15 protein-coding genes are annotated in these 24,844 nt (G+C 71.5%); 4 read left to right on the top strand and 11 right to left on the bottom strand.

Annotated features, from left to right (window positions below):
• The first annotated feature begins 111 nt into the window (after positions 1 to 111).
• Positions 112 to 1,704 (top strand): hypothetical protein, encoded by a 1,593-nt coding sequence (locus tag WMF19_RS16335; RefSeq protein WP_437899965.1) that lies wholly within the window; start codon positions 112 to 114, stop codon positions 1,702 to 1,704.
• Positions 1,705 to 1,897: 193 nt separating this feature from the next.
• Here WMF19_RS16335 and WMF19_RS16330 read toward each other — a convergent pair whose 3' ends face one another.
• From WMF19_RS16330 to WMF19_RS16310, 5 genes are read right to left on the bottom strand one after another with little or no spacing between them, the layout of a single operon-like run.
• Positions 1,898 to 2,476, bottom strand: a complete 579-nt coding sequence (locus WMF19_RS16330) for a redoxin family protein (RefSeq protein ID WP_437899963.1) — start codon at positions 2,474 to 2,476, stop codon at positions 1,898 to 1,900.
• 3 nt (positions 2,477 to 2,479) lie between these two features.
• The gene (locus WMF19_RS16325) at positions 2,480 to 5,611 is read right to left on the bottom strand and encodes an efflux RND transporter permease subunit (protein ID WP_437899961.1); all 3,132 of its coding nucleotides are present in this window, start codon (positions 5,609 to 5,611) and stop codon (positions 2,480 to 2,482) included.
• 10 nt (positions 5,612 to 5,621) lie between these two features.
• Complete coding sequence (locus WMF19_RS16320; protein ID WP_437899959.1) at positions 5,622 to 6,986, bottom strand: efflux RND transporter periplasmic adaptor subunit; 1,365 nt, start codon at positions 6,984 to 6,986, stop codon at positions 5,622 to 5,624.
• Position 6,987: 1 nt separating this feature from the next.
• Entirely contained in the window at positions 6,988 to 7,317 is a 330-nt protein-coding gene (locus tag WMF19_RS16315; protein WP_272103815.1) for a hypothetical protein, read from the bottom strand.
• Positions 7,318 to 7,357: 40 nt separating this feature from the next.
• Positions 7,358 to 8,473 (bottom strand): STAS domain-containing protein, encoded by a 1,116-nt coding sequence (locus WMF19_RS16310; protein ID WP_437899957.1) that lies wholly within the window; start codon positions 8,471 to 8,473, stop codon positions 7,358 to 7,360.
• Positions 8,474 to 8,745: 272 nt separating this feature from the next.
• Here WMF19_RS16310 and WMF19_RS16305 point away from each other — a divergent pair, with 272 nt between their 5' ends.
• From WMF19_RS16305 to WMF19_RS16295, 3 genes are all read left to right on the top strand, one after another.
• A complete protein-coding gene (locus WMF19_RS16305) occupies positions 8,746 to 10,041 on the top strand; it encodes a serine hydrolase domain-containing protein (RefSeq protein WP_437899955.1) in 1,296 nt (431 codons plus the stop codon).
• A 415-nt stretch (positions 10,042 to 10,456) separates the two neighbouring features.
• Positions 10,457 to 11,974, top strand: coding sequence for a 3' terminal RNA ribose 2'-O-methyltransferase Hen1 (locus WMF19_RS16300; protein WP_437899953.1), 1,518 nt, complete (start codon positions 10,457 to 10,459; stop codon positions 11,972 to 11,974).
• Positions 11,971 to 14,538 carry a polynucleotide kinase-phosphatase gene (locus tag WMF19_RS16295; protein WP_437899951.1) on the top strand — a complete coding sequence of 856 codons (2,568 nt, stop codon included), beginning with the start codon at positions 11,971 to 11,973 and terminating at the stop codon, positions 14,536 to 14,538. The genes WMF19_RS16300 and WMF19_RS16295 overlap by 4 nt, the downstream gene beginning before the upstream one ends.
• Before the next feature lie 95 nt (positions 14,539 to 14,633).
• On the opposite strand, the gene WMF19_RS16290 is transcribed toward WMF19_RS16295, so the two are convergent.
• The 6 genes from WMF19_RS16290 to WMF19_RS16265 all read right to left on the bottom strand — a co-directional run bounded on the left by WMF19_RS16290 (position 14,634) and on the right by WMF19_RS16265 (position 24,514).
• A complete protein-coding gene (locus tag WMF19_RS16290) occupies positions 14,634 to 15,389 on the bottom strand; it encodes a hypothetical protein (RefSeq protein WP_437899949.1) in 756 nt (251 codons plus the stop codon).
• A gap of 475 nt (positions 15,390 to 15,864) precedes the next feature.
• Entirely contained in the window at positions 15,865 to 17,388 is a 1,524-nt protein-coding gene (locus WMF19_RS16285; RefSeq protein WP_437899947.1) for a cellulose binding domain-containing protein, read from the bottom strand.
• A 979-nt stretch (positions 17,389 to 18,367) separates the two neighbouring features.
• Entirely contained in the window at positions 18,368 to 19,750 is a 1,383-nt protein-coding gene (locus tag WMF19_RS16280; protein ID WP_437329501.1) for an MFS transporter, read from the bottom strand.
• A gap of 320 nt (positions 19,751 to 20,070) precedes the next feature.
• Positions 20,071 to 23,079: an ATP-binding protein gene (locus WMF19_RS16275; RefSeq protein WP_437899946.1), complete on the bottom strand. Its 3,009-nt coding sequence runs from the start codon at positions 23,077 to 23,079 to the stop codon at positions 20,071 to 20,073.
• Positions 23,076 to 23,351 carry a hypothetical protein gene (locus tag WMF19_RS16270; RefSeq protein ID WP_272103784.1) on the bottom strand — a complete coding sequence of 92 codons (276 nt, stop codon included), beginning with the start codon at positions 23,349 to 23,351 and terminating at the stop codon, positions 23,076 to 23,078. The genes WMF19_RS16275 and WMF19_RS16270 overlap by 4 nt, the downstream gene beginning before the upstream one ends.
• A gap of 200 nt (positions 23,352 to 23,551) precedes the next feature.
• Positions 23,552 to 24,514: a macrolide 2'-phosphotransferase gene (locus WMF19_RS16265; RefSeq protein ID WP_437899945.1), complete on the bottom strand. Its 963-nt coding sequence runs from the start codon at positions 24,512 to 24,514 to the stop codon at positions 23,552 to 23,554.
• Positions 24,515 to 24,844: the final 330 nt, after the last annotated feature.

Below are 24,844 nucleotides of genomic sequence, written 5' to 3'. Positions count from 1 at the left end.
GCCGGCAAAGGCGGTTTGCCGATGTTGGAGAGGCGCCGATTCCGGTACCGTCTGTGAATCAGTCGATGGCGCGCCCGATGGGGGCGCGGCCTCCTGGTTCGGGTGACAGCGATGAGAGTGCGAAGATTTGCGGCGGCTTTGCTCACCACGGTCGCCGTCTCGACAGGATTTCTCGGCTGCTCTGACGACTCCGACGAAGGCCCCGGAGGAACATCGACGAGCGACGGCGCGGGCGCGGGGAGCGACGGCGCGGGCACGACGGGCAATGGCGGCTCCAGCGACGGCGGCTCCGGCGACGGTGGCCCTGGCGACGGGGGCTCCGGCAGCGGCGACGGCGGCTCCAGCGCCCACAGCGGCGCCGGGGGCGGCGACGGCGGCTCCGGCGACGGCGGCTCCGGCGAGGGCGGCTCCGGTGAAGCGCGCGGGCTCGGCGCCCGGTGCGCGAAAGACGCGGACTGCGGCCCGCGCGGCCACTGCTTCACGGAATCTGGCGACGACCTCTTCGGCGGAGGCCCGGCGGGCGGGTACTGCACGACCGCGTGCGAACAGGACAGCGACTGCGAGGGCGAAGGCAGCGCGTGCTTCGACGGCCTCTGCTTTCTGGGCTGCGCCGCGGGCGAGCCCCCGCTCATGAGCATCGTCGACAAGCTCGATCCGGCGAAGTGCCACGGCCGCGAGGAGCTGCGCTGCGAGGACATCGATGACGTGTCCGTGTGCCTGCCGAACTGCGGCTCCGACAGCCAGTGCGGCGGCGGCCGGGTGTGCGACCCCCGGATGAACGTTTGCGTCGACGAGCCCACGCGAGGGCTGCCCACAGGGGCCCAGTGCGCGATCAAGGCCGACGGCACGGATCCCTGCGCGGGGTGGTGCATCGAAGTCGGCACCAATCTCGGCGTGTGCGCCGGCCTGTGCGGGCTCGGCGGGGACGCCGCCAACGAGGACTGCGGAGGCCTGGAGAAGGGCCTCTGTGCGTATCCTTTCGCGGACGAGCCCGGGGTCGGCGACGTCGGTATGTGCACCAACGCGTGCACGAGCCACAGCGACTGCTTGCTGCCGACCTCCGCGTGCGTGTTCCTTGGCGTGGAGACCAATGGATTCTGTCTCTTCGGCGTGACGAAGTGCCCGAGAGGCCAGTCGTCCTGCGCGGACGGCGAGGTCTGCACCCTGACGCCCAAGGGCCGTCTGTGCCTCGACGAGAATTACCCCCTGGAGGACCCGGGCACAGGCGGTGCGGGTGGCGGCGGCGGCGCCGGTGGAATGGGCGGCGCGGATGCCGCGAGCAGCACGAGCAGCACGAGCGGCGCGGGCGGCGCGGATGCCGCGAGCAGCACGAGCGGCGCGGGCGGCGCGGATGCCGCGAGCAGCACGAGCGGCGCGGGCGGCGCGGATGCCGCGAGCAGCACGAGCGGCGCGGGCGGCGCGGGCGGCGCGGATGCCGCGAGCAGCACGAGCGGCGCGGGCGGCGCGGATGCCGCGAGCAGTACGAGCAGCGCGGGCGGCGCAGGCGGCACGGATGCCGCGGGCGGCGCAGGCGGCACGAATGGCGCAGGCGGCACCGATGCCTCGGGTGGCGCAGGCGGCACGAATGGCGCAGGTGGCACGAGTGGAGCAGGCGGCACGGATGGCATCGGCGGCACGGATGCCTCGGGTGGCGCAGGCGGCTCCCTCGATGGGTCGTCGGTGTCTGCCGGGGGCGCCGAGTAGCCTCGGGTTGGGCACTTATCTCGTGAAGCCTTCCCGCTAGGCCGCCAGGCGAACGCTCGCGTGCGTGCGCATGCGCACAAGCGTTTGTAATTGCTAATTATTTTCATTCGATGCCAGGACCCGGCAGAGAGCGCTCCGTCCTCACGCAGCAGGCGGCGTGGCCCTCGCCAGGGATTTCCCGGGGGAAGCGCGATCAGGGCGCTGGCCGCTCCTGTCCAAGGAGCAGCGTCGTCGCTTCGGGCGCACGCCAGTCCCTCGCGCCCGTGAAGCGGAGGGACATCCTGCCGTCCGCCTCCACCAGGAAGGTGTCGGGCAACGTCGAGACCCCGAACCGCCGCTGCACCGCAGGAGATCCGGCCCGCACGACGCCGGGAGGGACCTCGCCCCCGAAGAAGGCGCGCACGACGTCCCAGTTCTCGTCGACGCTCACGGCCACGAGCTGGAGCCTCCCGGCCTTCTCCAGCTGCCGGCCGAGCTCCAGCAAGCGCGGGAGCTCGGCGCGGCAGGGGGCGCACCACGTGGCCCAGAAGTGGAGCAGCACCGGCCGGCCGCGCAAGGCGGTCGCGCGAAGCAAGGTCCCGTCCGGCTGCTCGAAGGTGGCGTCCGGTACGGGGTCGGCTGCATGGAGCCGCTCGTACGCGAAGGGGCGACTCGGCCGCTCCGCGTCGTGGCGACGCTCCACGGCCCAGTAGAGCCCCATCGCGAGCGCCTGGACAAGGACCAAGACGCCCGCGGTGACGACGATCGCGCGCAGGTGGGAGCGCGCTGTCATCGGCTACTCCGCCGCAGGCGACAGGGCCGGGCCAGCGGGCCGCGGAGGCTCGGAGGCGCCCGTCTCGCCGGCGGCGTCCGCGCGGAGCCTCCCGCCGACCACGCTGTAGAGCGCCGGCAGGACGAGCAGCGTGAGCAGCGTGGAGGAGATCACGCCGCCGATCACGACGGTCGCGAGCGGGCGCTGGACCTCGGCGCCGATACCCGTGTTCAGCGCCATCGGCACGAAGCCCAGGGAGGCGACCAGCGCCGTCATGAGGACCGGGCGGAGTCGCCGCTCGGCTGCCAGCTCGATGGCGTCCCGCACCGGCATCCCGGCCGCTGTGAGCTGCCGGATGGTCGAGACGAGCACCATGTCCCCGAGCACCGCGACGCCTGAGAGCGCCACGAACCCGACGCCCGCGGAGATGCTGAAGGGCAGGTCGCAAAGCCAGAGCGCGACGACGCCGCCGATCGCGGCGAACGGGACGCCCGTGAAGACGCGGACCGCATCCAGGAGCCGCCCGTAGGTGAAGTAGAGCAGCAGCAGGATCAGCCCGAGCGCGATGGGCACGACGACGAGCAGGCGCGCCTGCGCCCGCTCGAGGTGCTCGAACTGCCCGCCGAAGCGGACGTAATAGCCGGGCGGGAGCTCGACCTCGTCGAGCCTCGCCCTCGCCTCCTCGACGAAGGTGCCCACGTCGCGGCCCCGGACGTTCGCCTGCACGACGATCCGGCGCTTGGCCCACTCGCGGTTGATCGCGGCCGGCCCCTCGGTCGTGCGGATCTTCGCGAGCCGCGCGAGCGGGATGCGCTCGCCGCCGGCCGCGGTGACCAGGATGCGGCCGATGGAGGCGGGGTCCTCCCGGTAGCGATCGTCGATGCGCAGCACCACGGGGAAGCGGCGCTCGCCCTCCTGGAGCTGCCCCACCTCCCGCGCGCCGAGGGCCTCGACGACATCCAGGACGTCGGCGGCCGCGATGCCGTGGCGGGCGATGGCGGCGCGGTCGACCTCGATCTCGAGCACGGGCTGGCCTGTCACCTGCTCGGTCACCACGTCCGCGGCGCCGGGGATCTTCTTGAGGGCGGCCTCGATCTCGCGCGCCTTCTGCTTGAGCGTGTCGAAGTCGTCGCCGAACAGCTTCACCCCCAGATCGGCCCGGATCCCCGCGACCATCTCGTTGACCCGCATCTCGATCGGCTGCGTGTAGATGACGCGCATGCCCGGCATCCCCGAGAGCTCCGACTCCATCGCCTGGACGAGCTCGTCCTGCGTGGCGGCGCGCTTCCATGCCTCTCGCGGCTTGAGCGTGATGAACATGTCCGACAGCTCGAGCCCCATCGGGTCCGTCGCCACCTCCGCCGTGCCGGTGCGGGTCCAGACGCGCTCGATCTCGTCCGGAAACCTGTCGAGGAGGATCCGCTCGAGCTGGGTGCCGTAGCGGATCGACTCGCCAGCCGAGACACCCGAGAGCCGCACGGTGTTGGCGACGATCGTCCCCTCACGGAGCCGCGGCACGAACTCGGCGCCGAGCCGCGTCGCGAGGAAGGCCGCGTTGCCGAGGAGCAGCGCGGCGCCGGCGAGCACCGCCCAGCGCCACCGCAGCGCGAGCTGCAGCGCGGGCCGGTAGGCCCGCTTGAGGAGGCGGACGAGCACGTTCTCGCGCTCCTTCATACGCCGCGGCAGGAGCAGGCTCGCGAGCGCCGGCAGGAGCGTGAGCGACAGGATCATCGAGCCGATGAGCGCGAAGATGACGGTGAGCGCCATCGGCCGGAACAGCTTCCCCTCCGCCCCCTCGAGCGCGAGGATCGGCAGGTAGACGATCATGATGATGAGCTCGCCGAACATCGTCGGCTTGCGCACCTCGATCGAGGCGTCGCGCACGACGTCCGTCGTGCTCCGGTCGCTCGCGTCCTCCGAGAGCCGCCGGACCGAGTTCTCGACCATGATCACCGAGCTGTCGACGACGAGGCCGAAGTCGATCGCGCCGAGGCTCATCAGGCTCCCCGCGACGCCCGCGCGCAGCATCAGATCGAAGGCGAAGAGCATCGACAGCGGGATGGCCGAGGCCACGATGAGCCCGGCGCGGAGGTTGCCGAGGAAGGCGAAGAGCACCGCGACGACGAGCAGCGCGCCCTCGAGCAGGTTCTTCTCGACGGTGCCGAGCACCTTGTCGATGAGCTCGGTGCGGTCGTAGACGACGGCGACGTCGACGCCTCTCGGGAGGCTCTTCTTGACCTCCTCCAGGCGCGCCTTGAGCCGCGTCGTGACGTCGTGGCTGTTCTCGCCCATCAGCATGAAGCCGAGGCCGAGCACGACCTCCCCCTGGCCGTCGGCGGTGACCGCGCCCCGCCGGATCTCGCGCCCCTCGACCACCCGGGCGACGTCGCGCACGCGGATGGGCGCCCCGCCCTTGGCGGCGACCACGATGTCCTCGATGTCGCTCACGCGCGTGGCGATGCCGATGCCCTGGATCAGCGCGGACTCGCCGGCCTGGTCCAGGTTGCCCCCGCCCACGTTCGCGTTGTTGCGCTCCAGGGCTTCGGAGAGGTCGTGGAGCGAGAGCCCCCGCGCCGTGAGCTCCGCCGGGTCGACGAGCACCTGGATCTGCCGCTCATCGCCGCCCCACGCGTTGACCTCGGCCACGCCGCGCACCGAGCGGAGCTGCGGCGCGATGACCCAGTCGTGGACCGTGCGCAGCTCGCTCAGCGACTTGCCCTTGCCGGTGACCACGTAGTGGAACACCTCACCGAGCCCGGTGGCGACCGGGCCGAGCTCAGGGCGATGGATCCCCGGCGGCAGCGTCACGGTCTGGAGCCGCTCCATGACGACCTGGCGGGCCAGGTAGATGTCCGTGTCGTCCTCGAAGCGGGCGGTGACCTGGGAGAGGCCGAAGCGGGAGAGCGAGCGGACCTCTTCGAGCCTGGGCAGGCCCGAGATCGCCTGCTCGACAGGGGCGGTGATCTGGCGCTCGATCTCGACGGGGGAGAGGGCAGGAGCGACCGTGTTGATCTGCACCTGCACAGGCGTCGTGTCCGGGAAGGCGTCGATCGGCAGGCGGCGGAACGCGAGGAGGCCCGCCAGGGAGAGGCCGATCGAGGCCAGGATCACGAGGAACCGGTGGCGGAGCGACCAGGTGATGACGGCGTTCAGCATGGCCTGCGCCTCAGTCCTCACCGCAGCAGCCGGCGCCGATGCTCTCCTTGAGGGTCTCGGTCTTGAGCAGGAAGCTCCCCTCGGTCGCAACCTCCTCGCCCGGGCGCACGCCCTTGGTCACCGCGACAAGGTCGCCCTCCGTCGCCCCGATCTCGACCCGCCGCGCCTCGAACTGGTCGTCCGCGAGCCGCACGAACACGAGCTTCACGGTCTTCGCGCGCTGCACCGCGGCGCGGGGCACCACGACCGCCGCGCGGGACGGGGCGAGGATGCGCGCCCGGCCGAACATGTTGGCCCGCAGCGCGCCGCCCGGGTTCGCGAGCGGGACGCGCGCCTTGGCCGTGCGCGTGGCCGGATCGATGGCCGGCGCAACGTACGTGATCTCCCCTCTGAGCTCGCGCCCCTCGATGCCGTCGACCTCGATGACCACCGGCTGCTTCGGCGAGACGGCCGGTAGATCGGTCTCGGGGACGTCGAGCTCGGCCCACATGCTCGAGACGTCGACCACCTCGAACAGGGTCTCCTCGACGCCGACCAGCCTGCCCACCGTCGCCTTCCGCTGCGTCACGACGCCGGCGAGCGGGGTCGTGAGCGTGTAGCCCCCGCTCCCGCCCGCGCTCGCGCCCACGACGGCAAGCGAGGCCGCGAAGGAGGCGCGCTCGGCGCGGGCGGCGTCGAGCTCCTGCTGCGCGGCGAGCACGCTCCGGCGCGACGAGATCCCCTCCTTTTCGAGCTGCTCCTCGCGCTTCAGGTTCTCCTCGGCGATCGTGAGGCGCGACTGCGCGCTGGCCAGCCGCGAGCGATCGGCGCCCACGTCGGCGCTGTCGATGATCGCGAGCGGCGCGCCCTTCTTGACCTCCGCGCCGACGTCCACGTGGAGCTGCCGGACGACCCCCGGGGCGCGGGCGTTGATCTCCGCCACCTTGAGCGCGTCGTAGACGATCCTGGCGGTCACGGGGATGCCGCCGCCGCCCTGACGCTCGACGGCCTTCGCGGTGAGGATCCCGGCGAGCCGGGCCGTGTCCTTGGCCTTGAACTTGACCTTCGTCCCGTCCGCCGGCGCGCCGTCGCTCGCCACGTCGGCCGCCGGCTTGCCTCCGCGCTCGGGGTGGCAGATGGGACAGATGGACTCCGGGAGCTCGTGCTCCTTGCACCAGTCTCCCTTGGCCTGGAAGACGGGGACGAGCTTCGGGTTGCACTTCGTGCAGAGGGCTTCCAGCACGCCGTGCTCCTTGCACATGGCGCCCTCGACGGCCGACGCCGCGCCCCGCTTCGCCCCGGCCTTCTCCGCCGCGGCGTTGTCGGTCGCTTTGCCTCCGCAGCCCGGGAGCGCGGCGAGGAGCAGGAGCACCGCGATGCCAGCGCGGCCTGGCACGTCAGCTCTCCTTCGGCGGCCGGACGATCTTCAGATCGGGATTGCACTTGAGGCACTGCGACTCGGGCAGCCCGTGCTCGGCGCACCAGTCCCCCGTGGCCTTGAAGGCCGGGATCAGATCCGGGTTGCAGCGGGTGCACTGCGACTCGGGCACCTGGTGCTCTCCGCACCAGTCCTCGTGGGAGCCGGGCTTCACGTCCGCGGGGGCGTGCGCCGCGTTCGCCTGCGTCTGCTCAGGCGCGGCCTTGCCGGCGCTCGGCGCCTCCTTCGAGCACGACGCGGCGCCGAGGGCGAAGACGCAGATCAGGACCGAGATGGAACGAAGCTTCATGGGCCTTTTCTCTTGGTTGTTCGCGACGTCACGCGACTCTTCACACCCCTGCAGCCTTGTCCGAGAGCGATTGGATGCACATCCGCAGCCCCTCGCGGAGGTTCCGCAGCGTGGTCACGGCGGACAGCTCCAGGCCGAGCGACGTGATCAGCGCGGCCACCGCGGGGCGCACGCCCGTGATGACCCCCTTGGCGCCGAGCAGCTCGACCGCGCGGATGATCCGGATCACGTGATCGGCGGTCTCGCCGTCGATGCTGTCCACGCCGGTCATGTCGAGGATCGCATAGCGGGAGCCCGTCCTGACGATGGCGTCGAGCAGCTCCTCGGTGATCACCCCGGCCCGCACGCCGTCGAGCGTGCCGATCAACGGGAGCGTCAGCACGCCGTCCCACACCTGGATGATCGGGGTGGCGAGCGCGCGGAGCTCGTGCTGCTGCCGCTCGATCAACGACAGCTTGTCGCGGAGCTCCTGCTCGGTCCTCTGGAGCTCCTCGGCGATGCGGGCGCGCTCCTCGACCTCGCGCTTCAGCTTGTGCAGCGCGATGGCCAGATCCGTCTTCGTCGCCCGCTCCTCGTCGAGCAGGCTCTGCAGCCGGTCCTCCAGGCTGGTCGTGGAGGGGCGCACCGTGAACTCGTCGTGGGCGTCGCCCCGCGCTGCGAACGACGTCTGCTCGACGTCGCACTCCTCCCCAAAGAGCCGGGTGCAGAGCCCGGCCAGCTTGCCCGCGATCATGCTGCTGCCCCAGCAGACATCGAGCTCCTTCTGGTAGACCGACTCCCACCCGTTCACCACGCGGAAGCGGGCCTCCTTCCGCTCCCGGTCCAGGGAGAGCACGTGCCACACGCCCCAGCCCGCCGTGGCCGCGCCGAGCCCGAGCGCCTTGAAGCCCTCCTCGAACGTCGGATAACCGGAGATGTATTTCCAGTCGTCATCGATGCTGAGCCGCCCCCCGCTCTCCACGGCGAGGTTGAAGCGCTCGGTCCCCGCCATCCGCTGGAAGCCGGACATCAGGCCAACCACGCTGCTCGGCAGGAACATCGACACCGAGGGGACGCCGGCCCAGGTGCACTGCCCGTTCTCGAGATCCCACTCGATCGCCATCCCCTCGACGACGACGCGGATCCTCTTGTCCAGAAGCTCAGAGCTTGTGCTCATAAATTCTCCGAGTCCACGAGCGCGCCCGCGCGCCCGCCGCAGTGTACCGGCTCGACCCGGCGCGCGTCGCCCTCGACGGGCGAGCCACGGCTGGCCTCGATCCGGCCAAGACGGCGCTCCGGGGCTCGGGACGCGCTGCCGCCGCCCCCACGTGCTCGTCCCGCGGAACCCGCCGCTCGTGGCCGAGAACCTGGCGCTCGTCGGTTCGTCCCTGATCTTCGCGAGCTCGGCTGGCAGCCTGGCGCGGCATGAAACCAATCTCGCAATGGCTTATGGCAGCCGGCCTTGTCACGCTGGCTGTCCCACAAACTGGGTGCAGCGGGGAGTCGCCCGCACTTCCCAAGCGGGACGAGCTCCGCGAGGAGCTCGAGCGTCGCCTCTCGGACGCGGCCGCGGCCGGGTTCTCCGGGTCGGTGTTGGTCACGGTCGACGGGGCCGAGGTGCTCGCGCGCGGCTACGGCTTGGCGGATCGAGACCACAACATCCCCAATGTCGCCGGCACGGCGTACGACTTCGGCTCCGTGATGAAGGACCTGACAGCGACGGCCATCTTCAAGCTCGAAGGCGACCACAAGCTCGCCGTCACCGACTCGCTCGCGACCCTCTTCGATGACGTGCCGGCCGACAAGGCCGAGATCACGCTCGTTCAGATCCTCCAGCACCGCGCCGGGTTCGATGAGTACCACGACACGGAGGGTGACTTCGAGCCGATGACGCGGCTCGAAGCACGCCAGCGGATCTTCGCGCAGGAGCTGCTGTTCGAGCCGGGGAGCGACGAGGAATACTCCAACTCCGGCTACACGCTGCTCGCCGATGTCGTGGAGACCGTCTCGGGACGAGCGTTCACGGACTATGTGCGCGACGAGCTCTTCGCTCCCGCCCACATGCAACAGAGCGGGTTCTTCGGTGACCCGCTCTGGGAGCGGGTCGACACCGCGATCGGATACGACGCCTCGACCTTCGGGGAGAACGACCCCGCCGGATGGCCGTACACCTGGTCGCTCGTCGGCAATGGCGGGCTGGTGACGACCGTCTCCGACCTCGAGCGCTGGCTGGTCGCCGTCTGGAAGGGGGAGGTGCTCGGTCCGGCCGCGTTCGAGTCGTACGAGGCGCATTACCTCTCGGGCGGCGCCCACGACCTCGAGGGCAAGACGGTCTACGCCGCGGCCGGAGCCGGCGACTATGGCCTTGGGGGGGTCGCGATCGACTGCCCGGCGGCGAACACGCGCGTGATCCTCGGGACGAACACGTACGACGTGTTCGACATCGAGGGCTTCGGGCTCGAGCTGGGGAAGCTGGTCCTCTCGACCGAGAGAGGCGAGCCGAGATCCGAGAGGGAGCGGGCGAAGTCGAGGCCCGACGTGTCTCCAGGGCGATCGACGAGCCGGATATCGACGAAGACGGCGTCGATGCCGAGCTCGATGCGATCGAGCGCCTCTCGAGCAGCCTCGACGTTCGTCAACGCGGCGATGGTTCCGAATCTCCCGGTATCGCGCAGCAGCTCCACGAGGAAGGTGTTGGCGATGGATCTGGCGATCCCGGCGGTGAACGCGAGCACGACGAGCTGACGCCAGATCGGCGCGCGCTGCGGTCCGATGCGGCGCGCCGCCAGCGTGAGCGCGCCGAGGACCGCCGCGACCCACACCGCGATGCCCAGCCCGCGCCAGGGTTCGAAGCTTCCCTGGTCGATCCAGCCGAGGAGCCAGAGCACGGCCGTGGTGATCACCACGGCCTTGCCGACGTGGGCCTTTCCCTCGCTTGCGGGCTCCCGCGCCACCCGTTCGACACTAGCAGCGCCGGGTCCCCCCGTGTCGCGGACCGAGCGGTCGCGCGCCGCTCGCCCGCGATCTCGCTCCATCGCCGGTCCCCGGGCGGCGAGAGATTCCCTGTCTGCCGCGCTCGGGAGCGGCGCTCGCCGCGCGGCGGGCGCACAGCGGCCGCGATTGTGGCGAGTCGCTCCGCTCACGTAGACTGCGGCCCCCGATGCTCCTCACGCTCACCACCACGCACAGGCCGGCGACCGATCTTGGCTACCTGCTCGTCAAGAACCCTGCGTACACGCAGTCGTTCCCGCTGTCGTTCGGCAAGGCGCACGTGTTCTATCCCGAGGCGACCGAGGAGCGGTGCACAGCGGCGCTGCTGCTCGACGTCGACCCCGTGGACCTCGTGCGCGGGCGCGGCGCGGGCGAGCCCGGGACGCTCGCGCAGTACGTGAACGACCGGCCCTACGTCGCCTCGTCGTTCCTCTCCGTGGCGATCGCGCAGGTCTTCGGCTCGGCGCTCGGCGGCAAGTGCCGCGACCGCCCGGAGCTCGCCGACGCGCCGATCCCCCTCTCCGCCACGATCGAGGCCCTGCCGTGCCGCGGCGGAGAGGCGCTGCTCCGGCGGCTCTTCGAGCCGCTGGGCTACGAGATCGCGGCCGAGCGCCTCCCGCTCGACGAGACGTTCCCGGAGTGGGGCCAGAGCGCGTACCTGCGCGTCTCGCTCGCGAGGACGTGCCGGCTCAGGGAGCTGCTCGCGCACCTCTACGTGCTCGTGCCCGTGCTCGACGACAAGAAGCACTACTACGTGGGCGACGCCGAGGTCGACAACCTCCTCGCCAAGGGCAAGGGGTGGCTCGCCGAGCACCCGGAGCGCGAGGCGATCGCGCTCCGCTACCTGAAGCACAGCCGGCCGCTCTTCCGGGCCGCGCTCGCGCGGCTCGTGGCCGACGACGAGGCGAGCCCCGAGGAGGCCGAGGACGAGAAGGCCGCGCCCGAGGACCGCGGCGAGGCGCGGATCAGCCTCGACGAGGCGCGGCGCGAGGCCGTGGTCGCGGCGCTCCGCCGGGCCGAGGCGAGGAGCGTGCTCGACCTCGGCTGCGGCGAGGGCAAGCTGCTGAAGCGCCTCGTCGACGAGCGCGTCTTCGAGCGCGTGGCGGGCGCCGACGTCTCCATGCGCAGCCTCGAGATCGCCAGGAACCGGCTGCGCCTCGACGACCTGCCCGACAAGCAGCGGCGGCGCATCCAGCTCTTCCAGGCGTCGGTCACCTACCGCGACGCGCGCTTCTCGGGCTACGACGCCGCGACCCTCGTCGAGGTCATCGAGCACGTGGACCTCTCGCGGCTCGGCGCGCTCACGCGCAGCGTCTTCGAGCACGCGCGGCCGCGCGTCGTCCTCGTGACCACCCCGAACGCCGAGTACAACGCGCTGTTCGAGGGGCTGCCGCGCGGCGCGCTCCGCCACGGCGACCACCGCTTCGAGTGGACGCGCGCCGAGTTCCACGCCTTCTGCGAGGGGGTCGCGGCCGCGCACGGCTACGCCGTCGAGCACCTGCCCATCGGCCCGATGGATCCCTCGCTCGGCGCGCCGACGCAGATGGCGATCTTCACGCGCGAGGGCGGCGGGGGCAGCGCGGGCGGCGCCAGCAGCACCAACGGCGCGGGCGGCGGAGAGGCCCAGGACGGCGGCGCGGGCGGCGCGGGCAGCGCCCTCGCGCAGGCGATGGAGGCGGCGTCGTGAGCGAGCAGGCACCCCTCATCGTCCCTTCCCTCTCGCTGGTCGTGCTCGTCGGCGCGTCCGGCTCCGGCAAGAGCACGTTCGCGAGGGCGCACTTCAAGCCGACCGAAATCCTCTCGTCGGACCACTACCGCGGCGTCGTGTCCGACGACGAGAACGATCAGTCCGCCAGCGCGGCCGCCTTCGAGGTCCTGCACTTCATCGCGGGCAAGCGGCTCGCGTCGGGGCGGCTCGCCGTTGTCGACGCGACCAACGTACAGGCGGACGCGCGCAGGCCGCTCGTCGCGCTCGCGCGCGAGCACCACGTGCTGCCGGTGGCCATCGTGCTCGACATGCCGGAGAAGCTCTGCCACGCGCGCAACGCCGGCCGGCCAGACCGGCAGTTCGGCCCGCACGTCGTGCGGGGCCAGAGCCGCGAGCTGCGCCGCTCGCTCAAGGAGCTCCGGCGCGAGGGCTTCCGCTACGTGCACGTGCTCTCCTCGCCCGAGGAGGTGGCGGCGGCCACGATCGAGCGGCAGCGCCTGTGGACCGACCGCCGCGACGAGCGCGGGCCGTTCGACATCATCGGCGACGTCCACGGCTGCTTCGACGAGCTTGTCGAGCTGCTCGAGGCGCTCGGCTACAAGCTGGAGGGGCTGCCGGACGCGCCGCGCGCGTTGCACCCCGAGGGCCGGCGCGCGATCTTCCTCGGCGACCTCGTGGACCGCGGGCCGCGCTCGCCCGACGTGCTGCGCCTCGCGATGGCGATGGTCGAGTCGGGCGCCGCGCTCTGCGTGCCCGGCAACCACGACGTGAAGCTGCTCAAGAAGCTGCGCGGGCGCGACGTGAAGCCGACGCACGGGCTCGAGCGGACGCTCGAGCAGCTCGAGGCGGAGACGGACGCGTTCAAGGCGAAGGCGGCGGACTTCATCGACGGGCTCGTCAGCCACTACGTGCTCGACGACGGCAACCTCGCGGTCGCGCACGCGGGGGTGAAGGAGGCGTTCCAGGGCCGGGGCTCGGGCGCGGTGCGCGAGTTCTGCCTGTACGGCGAGACCACGGGCGAGACCGACGAGTACGGCCTGCCCGTGCGGTACAACTGGGCCTCGGAGTACCGCGGCAAGGCGATGGTGGTCTACGGCCACACGCCGACGACGGTGGCCGAGTGGGAGAACCGCACGATCTGCATCGACACGGGGTGCGTGTTCGGCGGCGCGCTCACGGCGCTCCGCTACCCGGAGCGCGAGCTCGTCGAGGTCAAGTCGCGCCGCGTGTACTACGAGCCCGCGAAGCCGCTCGCGCCGCTCGCGGGCGAGCCGAAGGCCGGATCGCGCGGGCAGGCCTACGACGTGCTCGACATCGACGACGTGCGCGGCCGGCGCGCGATCCGGACGCGGGTGCACGGCATGGTGACGATCCGCGAGGAGAACGCGGCGGCGGCGCTCGAGGCGATGAGCCGCTTCGCCGTGGATCCTCGGTGGCTCATCTACCTGCCGCCCACGATGTCGCCGAGCGAGACGTCGAAGGACGGGGGCCTGCTCGAGCACCCGCGCGAGGCGTTCGCGTACTTCCGGCAGAACGGCGTGGGCCGCGTCGTCTGCGAGGAGAAGCACATGGGGTCGCGCGCGGTGCTCGTCGTGTGCCGCGACGAGGCCGCGCGGCGGCGGCGGTTCCGCCTCGACGAGGGGCCGCTCGGCGTGTGCACGACGCGCACGGGCAGGCCGTTCTTCTCGGACGAGGCGCGGAGCCGGGAGCTCATCGACCGGGTGCGGGCGGCGATGGATCGGGCGGATCTGTGGGCCGAGCTGCGCACGGACTGGGTCTGCCTCGACGCGGAGCTCCTGCCCTGGTCGGCGAAGGCGCAGGATCTCCTGCGCGGCCAGTACGCCGCCGTGGGCTCGTCGGGCCGCGCTTCGCTCGACGCGGCGGTGCGGGCGCTGGAGAAGGCCGCCGCGCGCGACGAGAGCGCGCGGGTGCTGCTCGAGCGCCACGCGGCCCGGAAGGCGGCGATGGACGGGTACGTGGCGGCTTACCGGCGCTACTGCTGGCCGGTGCGGTCGCTGGCGGACATCCGTCTGGCGCCGTTCCACCTGCTCGCGAGCGAGGGCGCGGTGCACGCGGCGCGGGACCACGGCTTCCACCTGCGGCAGCTCGCGCGGCTCGCCGAGGTCGATCCGGCGTTCTTCGTGGAGACCCCGCACCGCGTGGTCGACCTCTCGGACCCGCAGAGCGAGGCGCAGGCGGTGGCCTTCTGGACGGAGATGGTCGAGCGCGGCGGCGAGGGCATGGTGGTGAAGTCGTGGGAGTGGGTCGTGCGCGGCCCGCGCGGGCTCGTCCAGCCGGCGATCAAGTGTCGCGGGCCGGAGTACCTGCGCATCATCTACGGGCCGGAGTACCTGATGCCGCAGCACCTCACGCGGCTGCGGAGCCGCAGCGTGTCGGGGAAGCGCGCGCTCGCGCTGCGGGAGTACGCGCTCGGCCTGGAGGCGCTCCACCGATTCGTGGAGGGCGAGCCGCTCCATCGCGTGCACGAGTGTGTGTTCGGGGTGCTCGCGCTGGAGAGCGAGCCGATCGATCCGCGGCTGTGACGGGGGTCGGCCAGACGCCTGGCTATCCATCGCCAGACGTCTGGCCGTCGACCTCGGCGGCGACGATCCCGAGGAAGGCGCCGCGCCGGTGAGGCTCAGGGCACGGCCATCTCGAACGCCACCGCGTAGTTCGGCTGCGCGGTCCCCGTCATCGATCCGACGAAAGGATCGGAGTCGCGCAGCTGGCCCGAGCGCCACGTCCGGCCGGAGAACGCCGTCCCGTCGCTGGTCATGGCGTAGCCGACCCAGACGCCCGTCGCAGGGAGATCGTTGCCGACCGTGATGCGCACGGTGTCGCCCGAGATCGCGACGGAGCTGATCGGGATCCTGGTGCTCGCCGTGCGGACCTCGAACCCGCGCCCCTGCGCCCACTCGGTGAGCGCGCTCTGGTGCGGCGCGGGGAGCGAGCTGTCCCAGGCGAGCGGCGGCACGGGCACGTGGAAGTGCACCGTGATGACGCGACCGCTGCGCTCGACCCGCGTCGGCTGGAGCGGCTGCCAGTCACGGCCCTGCACGACCTTCTCGTTGTAGATCTGCCCGAGCTTCTCGCCGAGCCGCTCGTACCCGATCGCGGTCATGTGGATGTTGTCGCTCGCGTACGGGTACTGGTACTTCGGCCCGGAGCAGATGATGTCCCCCGGGCGGTCGATCCCGGCCTGCCACTGCGCGAGCGTGGCTGCCGACCGCTGGTTCGAGCCGCTCGGATAGGCGTGCTGCTGCGACACGAACATCGGGATCGATCGGGTCTGCCCGGTCAACGGCTTGAGATCGGCGTTGTAGTCCGACCAGAGCTTGATGAGGTCGTTCTTGTAGCTGGAGCTGCCGGCGTCCGACTCGCCGTGAGTGATCACGATCGCGCCGACGCCAGGCAGCAAACGATCGAGACTGAGCCCCAGCTCAGCAAGCTAGCAAAGCGCATAAATCTTCTCCTGAAAGCGGCCGAGCGGGCCGCAAGCAAACTCCATGAGTTGCCACGTTGGACCCGCGGAGGACACAGAGCTCCTTCGCGGGGAGGCGGGTAAACTCCCCTACCATGCCGGAACGATGAAACCGCCAAGACGCCAAAAGACGCCAAGATTCTTAAGATTTTTCTTGGCGTCTTTTGGCGTCTTGGCGGTTCAACATCCCCACCTTCGGCCAAAGCCCCCGCCACCCCTGCGCGCTCTCGTCCGTGCCCTCTGTGCCTCGTCGATTCCTTCTCTCACGAGGCCAGAAGCGAGCTCCAGCCGCTCGGCGACAGAGCGCTCCGCGGCTGACTCGGGTCCGGATTGCTCGGCCCGCGCGCATCGCGGCGGGAGGGGGCCCGCGGGGCGCGGGCCCGCTTCGTCACGGCGACAGCGTCACGGACTTCGCGTCGAGCGCCACTTCGTAGTAGCCGTGCGGATCCCAGCTCAGCGGAACGCCGTTCTGCTTGAGCGTGCCGCCGTTGACCGTCACGCGCAGGTACTTGCCCGGCGGGAAGTGGTCGGGCAGCTGCCACGTGTAGGTCGTCGCGCCGCCGGACGTCGAGGAGGAGGCGGAGGAGACCGCCTTCTGGCCGCGCCAGTAAGCGCCGACGTTGACCACGCTGTCGAGCCACATGTCGCCGAGCGCCTTGGAGTGCTTGACGTGATCGACGAAGGCCTGGAGCTGTACGGGCTGATAGGCGCCATCGGAGCCGCCGGTGAAGCCGTGCACCAGGACGGTGCGCCACTTCTTGGCGTCCCGCGCGCTCGTGACCTGCTGATCCATCGTCGCCGTGGAGGCGCCGGTCGGCGGGATGTAGCAGGGCAGCGTGAACGGATCGGTCGAGTCGTTCGGGCCGATGAGGTTGTTGGCCACGCCGCGGTTGATGAGGAAGCGCGTCCTGGCGATGCTCGAGTACACGGACGAGCCGTTCGGAGCCGCCATCGTCCACACCTTGGTGCCGAACCTGCTCTCGATGAACTGCGTCGCGGCGTCCGTATCGGCGCCACTGTCGTTGCTCGAATGGCTCTTCGTGTGGTTGCCGAGCTCGTGCCCGTCGTTCAGCGCCCTTTGCCACACCGAATTGGTCGATTCCGTCTTGCCGGTCTGGAGGTAGAAGGTGAACGGAACGTCGAGCGCGTTCAGCGTGTCGTAGTTCTGGATCTGGCTCGAGTTCGAGTCGTCGAACGTGTACGACACGGCGCCCGTGAAGCCGGCCCAGTTGATGACCCTGAACCCGCCGGCCGCGCCCGACGGCTTCGCGACGTTGCTGGGCCCGGGCGGCGTCGGAAGGCCGGAATTGACCATCGGGCCTCCACCGCTGCCGCCCGAACCGCCGCTCCCGCCCGCGCCTCCGCTCCCGCCCGCGCCTCCGCTCCCGCCTCCGCCTGAGCTGGCCGAGGTGCTGCTGCTCGAGCTGCTCGAAGCGCTGCTGGAGCTGCTCGAAGCGCTGCTGCTGGAGCTCACTGACGTCGAGCCGCCGTTCCCGTTGCCGTTGACCGACGTGATCGAGGGCTTCCCCGTGCCGTTCGCGCAGAACCCCCAGGTCGTCGACGCTCCTGCTCCCAGCGAGCCGTTGTAGCTCTCGTTGGTCGCGTTCAGCGTCCCATTCGACTGCGTGACCCGCGCGTTCCACGAGTTGGCCAGCGCCGCGCCGTTGAGCCCGATCGCCAGTCCCCACGAGGTGCTTGCCTTCGAGCTCCCGTTCTTCACGGTCACGTTGGCGCAGTACCCCGTCGGCCACTGCGACTGGTACGACAGCTCCGCCGACATCGTCCCGTCCGAGCTGAGCAGCTCGTCCTCCAGCGACAGGATCTCCTCGTCGTCTGGAGACGAAGCGATGCAGGCAGCCAGGCAGCAAGCGATCGAAACCAAGCCGAAGCTCAGCGAGCTAGCAAAGCGCATAAATTTTCTCCTAGGAGCGGCCGGATGGCCGCAAGCAAGTTCCGTAAGATGCCACGCCGACGCGCCGCGCGCAAAGCAGATGACACGGCGCGCTCAACCTATCTTTGTTTCGCAGCCCCCGATTTCCAGATTCCCGACGAGAGACCCTTCGATCACACCACGTACCGAGTCAAGCACAATTGCTCTCTCAAGCAGGCGATACATCAATACCATGCTGTGGTTCGATGTAACGAAGAAGCACAGTGCACATCGGAGGCCTTGAAGCCCATCAGCAGCAACAAAACTATTCATCGACGCGATTCACCAACATCGCGTCTCCCACGGTCATCCAGGTTCCTTCGAGAGAAACTATTTGAACCATGGGTACACAGAGCACACACGGGTGCACTTCTCTGTGCCCTCGCGACCTCTGTGGCTCGTGCTCGAAATCAGGGCCGCGCTCGAGCGACGCGGTAACAGAGCGCCTCTCAGCCGAATCGCCTCGTCGCCCAGGCTCACCCCATGCCGTCCCACATCCCGTAGGCCCCCGTGAGGTGTGGTCGTCGCGCGCGGCACGGACGGGCTGATGTTTGAGCCCAAATGACGTCCTGTGCCCGACGTGCGCAGCACGTCGGGCACAGGACGTCCCAGGCGAGTTCAGCCCGTCCGTGCCGCGCGCGACGACCACACCCCACGGGGGCCGGGCGGTTCGCCGAGGCCTCCCGCGCCACCGGGCCCGAGCCCCCACCAGCTATGCGTGGACGATGCCCGGCGCCTAGAGAGCCGAAATGACAGGTATATTACGGAGATAAGGTGAGCGCGGAGATTCGAGGAGATGCCTCAGCTCCACAGGCGCATCCGCGTCGTTCGGCTCGCGGCGGCGTACCTTCGTATGCCTCGCTCCGGAGCCTGACGGCTGAGCCCGTATCTCACGGATCTGCAAGGAGCAAGAGGCGGCGGACAGCACGCGAGCAGCGCTCCGTCCGCCGGGAGATCGCCGTCAAGCCGGGCGATCGAGCTCGTCCCAGAGGCGCACGTCGCTCCGCTCTTTCAGGAAGAGCCCGCCGACGACAACGGTGATGAGCGCCACCGCGATCGGATAGAGGAGCCCCGCGTAGATGTTGCCTGTCGCGACCGTCACCGACGAGGCGATGAGCGGCAAGAGCCCGCCGAACACGCCGTTGCCGACGTGGTACGGGATCGACAGCGACGTGTAACGCACCTTCGCAGGGAAGGCCTCGACCAGGTAGGCCGCGATCGGGCCATAGACCATCGTGACGAACAGCACGAGCACGAACACGAGCGCGGTGAGCACGACCGGGTTGTCCGCGTTCTGCTTCATCGCCCAGAACACGGGGAAGAAGCCGATCGCACCGCACAGGTTGCCCGCGAGCATGATCTTCTTGCGGCCGATGCGATCCGAGAGAGAGCCGAAGAACACGAAGAACGGCATGCCGAGGGCGAGCGCGGCGGCGACCACGATGGTGGCCGTGACGAAGGGGACCTTCAGCGTGTTCTGCAGGAAGTAGAGCGCGTAGAACTGCCCCGTGTACCAGACCACGCCCTGACCGGCCGTGGCGCCGAACAGGGCGACGAGGATGACCTTCCAGTTGCGCTTGTTGCCGAGGCTGTCCTTGATGGGCGCGGCCGACGTCTTCCCCTCGGCCTTGAGCTTGGCGAAGATCGGCGACTCCTTGAGGCGAGTACGCACGTAGAAGGACACGGCGACGAGGAACACCGACAGGAGGAACGGGATACGCCAGCCCCAGTCCTTGAACGTGTCCTCGCCCACGACAAGGCGGGTCCCGAGGATCACCGCCAGCGAGACGAACAGGCCGAGCGTCGCCGTGATCTGGATGAACGAGGTGTAGAAGCCGCGCTTCTCGTCGGGCGAGTGCTCGGCGACGTACACCGCCGCGCCGCCGTACTCACCGCCAAGCGCGAGGCCCTGCACGAGGCGGATCAGGACGAGCGCGAGCGGGGCGAAGAGCCCAATCTTCTCGTACGTGGGGAGGAGGCCGATCACCGCCGTCGCGCCGCCCATGAGCAGCAGCGTCACGAGAAATGCGTACTTCCGGCCGACGATATCGCCGACGCGCCCGAACACGAGCGCGCCGAACGGGCGGACGACGAAGCCCGTGGCGAACGTGCCGAGCGTCAAGAGGAAGCTCGCGGTCGGGTTGTCCTTCGGGAAGAAGTGGGTCGAGATGATCGCGGCGAGACTCCCGAAGATATAGAAGTCGTACCACTCGATCATCGTACCGCCAGCGGACGCGAAGATGACCTTCCAGAGCGTGGAGCTGTCGACGACCTCACGCCCGGCGGCCGCGGGGGCCGGGCTCGTGGGGTTCACGGCGAAGGTTTGGGGAGACGTCTGTGCCATGGGAACGGTTCCTCGGAGGAGTTCCAGCGCTTGTCGAGAGGGCCGGAGACGGGCTTACAGGCGCGCCGAGCGGTAAAGAGGCAGCCAGGGTGTCATTCATGGCTCGTCCTCCCTCGCACGCGATGGCGGAGGAGGGGCCGGGCAGCGCGCGGGGCGATGCCCCTGTCACCCCCGGCTCGCGGAATGCTGCTCTCTTTGATCTGAATACCACGCAAGCAGCCTTGAGAATACCTGTTCGTCCACGGGGCAAGCACGTTGGCAGGCTCGTTCGGCCACGTCTCGTTACGATCGGTAACACCCGACGTCCCGCGCCGACCGCTTCACCCCGCGCCCGCGAGCGGCAGCCGGACGACGACCGTCGTCCCCCGCCCCACCGCGCTCCGCAGCGCGAGGGACCCGCCGTGATCCTCGACGATCGAGCGCGAGAGCGGCAGGCCGAGCCCCGTGCCGCTCGGGTCGCGCTTCGTCGTCACGAACGGCTCCAGCACCGCGGCGAGGAGCTCCTCGGGGATGCCGCTGCCGTGGTCCTCGACCTCGACAACGATCTGGCCGGCCTCGATCCACCCTCGGACGGCGATGAGCGCGCCGGCCTCGGACGCGTCGCGGGCGTTCGCGAGCAGGTTGACGAAGACCTGGACGAGCTCGCGCCGGTCGCCGATGACGACGAGCGAGTCGGGACAGGCCTGGTCCACCCGGACGTGGGGCGCCGCGCGATCGAGCCGGATGAGCCGCACGGCCTCGGCGACCACCTCGGAGAGCGCCACGCGCCCGACCCGCGCGCGCGCGCCCTCGCCGGGCTTCGGCACGGCGCCGGTGCGGCTGTGGTCGAGCAGGGAGCGCAGGATGGCCTCGATGCGCGCCGCCTCGCCGAGGATGAGGCCCGCCCGCGCGCGGATCTCGTCGCTGTCGGACTCGGCGCGGAGGTTCTGCGCGAGGCAGGCGATGCCGGTGAGCGGGTTGCCGACCTCGTGGGCCACGCCGGCGGCGAGGCGGCCGAGCTGGGCGAGGCGGTCGCGGTGGGCGAGCTGCGCCTCGAGCGCGCGCTGCTCGGTGCGGTCCTCCACGAGGAGGACCACGCCCCCCGAGGCTGCGCGCGCGTCGAGCGGGTCGAGCGCGGCGCGGTGGACGCGCAGCGAGCGCGCGCGGCCGGCCACGTGCGCCTCGATCTCGTCCGCGCCGCCCTCGCCCGCGGAGGCGGCGCGGGCGGCGCGCGCGAACAGCTCCGCGAACGGGGCCGGCAGCCGGTCGAGCGGCGCCCCGACGAGGTCGCGCTCCTCGGCGCCGACGAGCGCCTCGAGGCGGCGGTTCACGAGGCTGATCGCGCCGTCGGAGCCGACGGCGCAGACGCCGAGGGGGAGCTGCGCGAGCACCGAGCGGAGCCAGCGCCGCAGGAGGTCGAGCTCCTTCGCGGCGCCGACGAACGTCGTCGTGGCCTCCCCGCGCGCGAGGCGCCGCTCCAGCCACCGGAGCTCCTCGGTGAGCGCGCCGCTCGCCGCTCGGCTGCCGAACGCCGCGGGGGCGGCCTGCGCGTCCGCCTCCGCGACGGTCCTCGCGAGCACCGGGCCGACGAGCGGCGACAGGTTGCGGTGCAGGCGCTCCTGCAGCGCGTGGAGCTCCGTGGACCGCGTCTCGTCGCGCGGGATGTCGAGCTCGATCCGGGCGCGCGTGACCTCGAGCGCGGCCGCCTCGCGGCCGAGCAGCCGCGCGAGCCGCTCCTCCAGCGCGCCGACGCTCGAGGCCACGGTCGCGCGCTCGACCGACGGGCCGATCTCGCGGCGCGTGCACAGGCGCGCCGCCTCGCGCTCCTCCTCGGCCGGGGGGCGCAGGAGCGAGACGAGCCCGAGCGTGGCGCCGTTGACGGCGAGCGACACGAACGTGGGCAGCGACCAGGTGTCCGTGACCGTCACGTACACGGCGGGGTCGGCCCGGCCCGCGCCCTCGCGCAGGAGATCGAGCCACCCCGGGTCGAGCCCGGACAGCTCGGGCAGGAAGGGCGCGAGGCAGGTGGCGGTCCAGGTGCCGATGCCGGCCACGAGCCCGGCGAGGAACCCGGCGCGCGTCGCGCGCTCCCAGAAGAGCGCGGCGAAGAGCCCCGGCAGGAACTGCGCGAAGGCGACGAACGACACGATGCCGCTCTCGACGAGCAGCCCGCGGTGCGGCTGCGCGCGGTGGAAGAGCCACCCGCCGGCGAGGATGACGACCAGGAGCCCGCGGCGGAGCCACAGCACGCGCGCGTAGACGTTGCGGCGCAGCGTCCTCCGGGCGAGCGGCAGGAGCAGGTGCGTGGCGCTGGCGCTCGCGAGGGCGACGGCCGTGACCATGACCATGGCGCTCGCCGCGGAGATGCCGCCGATGAACGCGGCGAGGGCGAGCCAGCCCTGGCCGAGCAGCTGCGGCACGAGCAGCACGTAGCTGTCGGCGGGCTCGGCCGGCGCGAGGCGGGTCCCGGCCCAGAGGACGGGCAGGACGGGCAGGTTGAGCGCGAGCAGGAAGAGCGGGAAGGCCCAGGCCGCCTTGGCGAGCGCGCGGTCGCCGGCGCCGCTGGCGAACGCCATGTGCCACTGCCTCGGCAGCAGGAAGGCGGCGGCGAAGCTGATGACGAGCATCGACGTCCAGCCGCTGTCCTCGCGCACGGGGCGGCCGAGCGCCTCGACCTCGGCGGCGTGCTCGCCGAGCCAGCCCGCGAGCCCGCCCGCCCCGCCGAACACCCCGAGCACGGCGACGAGGCCCACGGCCGCGAGCACGGCGAGCTTCGCCGCCGACTCGAACGCGACCGCCGCCGCGAGGCCGTCCTCCCGCCCCTGCTCGGCGGCCGGGCGGGCGCCGAAGAACGCCGTGAAGAGCGTGAGCAGCGCCCAGAAGACGGCGCCCACGGCCTCCTCGTGCCCGGGCCCGGAGAGCACGCGGACCGACTGCTCGGTCGCGCGGAACTGCTGCGCGATGTAGGGCACGCTGGCGACGAGAGAGAAGGCGGCGACGACCGCCCCCGCCGCGGGGCTCTGGAAGCGGAAGGCGAAGAGGTCGGCGAGCGAGGAGAGGCGCTGCTCGCGCGTGATCCGCAGGACGCGCGACCAGAGGAGCGGGGTGGCGACGCACGCGAGCGTCGGGCCGAGGTAGACAGCGAGGAAGACGAGGCCGTGGCGCTGCGCGAAGCCGACGCCGCCGTAGTAGGTCCACGACGAGGCGTAGACGCCGAGCGAGAGGGCGAGGACGAGCGGGTGACGCGCGAGCGCGCGGGGGATCCGCTCGCGCTGCGCGGCGAGCGCTATCGCGGCGAGCACGGCGAGCCAGGCCACCGTGGCGAACAGGAGGACGCCGACGTCGATCACGGCGGCCCTCGATCACGGTCACCGGGCGCGGAGCCGCCGCGCTCGCGCTCGTCGCGGGGGGGCTCGCCGCGATCGCGGTCAGCGCGATCGGCGCGCGTCGCGAGCACGGCGAGCGCGATCAGCGCGGCCCACACCGCGAAGACGGCGGCGACCGCGAGCAGGCCGCGGGCCCAGAGCAGCCGGGCCGGCGATACGAGGAGCACCGTGCCCAGCAGCATGAGCACGAGCGCGCGATCCGCCGCACCGGCATCCGCGCCGTGTCCTCCGCTCATGCGGAGAGGCTACCCAGGGCCGGAGCGGCTGAATACGCGCCGCAGCACAACGCGGCGCATCATCAGGGCGCGGCGGCGCGCGGAACGACGCCGGAGAGCGCGCGGGCCGCGCCGAGGTCCCTTCGGACGATCGAGGCGCGACGCGGCCCGGCGCAGCGGTCCCGTGCGCGCCCGGCCGTGCCCTCGGCGCGCGCCTCCGGTCATCCGCTCTCGACCGCGAGCCCGGGGACGAAGCTGCGCGCGTGCTCGATGACGCTCTCGTTGCCCGAGTCGACGCCCCACTTCGCCGCCAGCGCGGGCCACGCCGCCCAGCGCTCGGCGGCGTGGGCCGCGAGGCCGGGCCACGTGGCGCCGCCGGCCGCCTCGAAGCGCGCGATGAGCGCGTCGAGCACCCCCTTGCCGAAGGCGCCGGCGAAGAGCGCGAAGTCGCCCGAGGGGTCGCCGAGGTGGGCCTCGGTCCAGTCGAGGATCCCGGTGAGCCGGCCGCCCTCGTCGACGAGCATGTGCCCGGGGTGCAGGTCGCCGTGCACGAGGGCGAGGTCGCGCGGCCAGATGGCGTCGTCCGCGAGCCAGCGCTGCCAGCGCGCCCACAGGACGTCCGGGGGCGCCAGCACGGCGCGCGTCTCGTCCATGGCGCGCGCGAGGGCCTGGCGCGCGTCGTCGATCGGCTTCACGGGGACGCCCGCCGCATCGACCTCCGCCGCATCGATGCGCTGCAGCGCGGCCAGGGCCTCCGCGACGGACGCGATGAACGCCGCCGAGGGCGCCGCCGGGTCGACGCGGTTCCAGCGCACGCCCGCCTCGGGATCCACGGTCACCGCGGGTACGTCGACGAGCCGCGGATACGCGATCACCTGATCGGTGTGCACGCGCCAGTCGGGCACGGCGACCGGCAGACGCCTGCGCACGAGGGCCAGCACGCGGGCCTCCACGCGCGCAGACGCGACCACCGCGAGGCGGCGCGGCGTGCGCACGACCCACGGCACGCCGTCCTCGTCGCGGGCGTGCACGACGAGGAAGTCGAGCCCGCTCGTATCGAAGTCGGCGTGGGACGTGACGAGACGGAGCCCCTCGCGGCGCGCCGCATCGAGGAGCGCAGCGACGGAGTCGATGGGCGCAAAGGACGAAGGAGACGTGGACGGGGTACTGGTACGTTCGGTCATGAGAGCGAGCCTCTTCGCGCGCCACCTTTCCAGGGCGGCGCGCGTGGATGGGGAAGACTCGCGGCGCGAGCTCACGACCGGCCAGGCGTGCGTGGCATGCTCCTTCCGGGCTGCCGGGCGTGAGGCTCCGCGCCCCGGTCTTCCGCGTGATGAGGGAAGACAGGGCACGGACGGGCACCCGCGCGCTCGCCACGCCGACCCGGCCATGCCGGGGCTACGGGGAGGACGAGGATGCCGGGCTCAGCGCAGCCGGATGAATGCCACGGCCGGAGCATCTCACGCGGCGCCTCGGGCCGCAACGGCGTTCAGGGCGCTTGGCTCGACGCTGGC

Source organism: Sorangium sp. So ce124, from assembly GCF_051525235.1.
GTDB classification, from domain to species: Bacteria; Myxococcota_A; Polyangia; order Polyangiales; family Polyangiaceae; genus Sorangium; species Sorangium atrum.
Note: the sequence above shows the minus strand (reverse complement) of the source record. Positions and strands in the feature narration are given on the sequence as shown.

Coding starts and splice junctions, on each gene's coding strand:
- WMF19_RS16335 (WP_437899965.1), top strand. CDS start 112: ATGAGAGTGCGAAGATTTGCGGCGGCTTTGCTCACCACGGTCGCCGTC.
- WMF19_RS16330 (WP_437899963.1), bottom strand. CDS start 2,476: ATGACAGCGCGCTCCCACCTGCGCGCGATCGTCGTCACCGCGGGCGTC.
- WMF19_RS16325 (WP_437899961.1), bottom strand. CDS start 5,611: ATGCTGAACGCCGTCATCACCTGGTCGCTCCGCCACCGGTTCCTCGTG.
- WMF19_RS16315 (WP_272103815.1), bottom strand. CDS start 7,317: ATGAAGCTTCGTTCCATCTCGGTCCTGATCTGCGTCTTCGCCCTCGGC.
- WMF19_RS16310 (WP_437899957.1), bottom strand. CDS start 8,473: ATGAGCACAAGCTCTGAGCTTCTGGACAAGAGGATCCGCGTCGTCGTC.
- WMF19_RS16305 (WP_437899955.1), top strand. CDS start 8,746: ATGGCAGCCGGCCTTGTCACGCTGGCTGTCCCACAAACTGGGTGCAGC.
- WMF19_RS16300 (WP_437899953.1), top strand. CDS start 10,457: ATGCTCCTCACGCTCACCACCACGCACAGGCCGGCGACCGATCTTGGC.
- WMF19_RS16285 (WP_437899947.1), bottom strand. CDS start 17,388: ATGCGCTTTGCTAGCTCGCTGAGCTTCGGCTTGGTTTCGATCGCTTGC.
- WMF19_RS16280 (WP_437329501.1), bottom strand. CDS start 19,750: ATGGCACAGACGTCTCCCCAAACCTTCGCCGTGAACCCCACGAGCCCG.
- WMF19_RS16270 (WP_272103784.1), bottom strand. CDS start 23,351: ATGAGCGGAGGACACGGCGCGGATGCCGGTGCGGCGGATCGCGCGCTC.
- WMF19_RS16265 (WP_437899945.1), bottom strand. CDS start 24,514: ATGACCGAACGTACCAGTACCCCGTCCACGTCTCCTTCGTCCTTTGCG.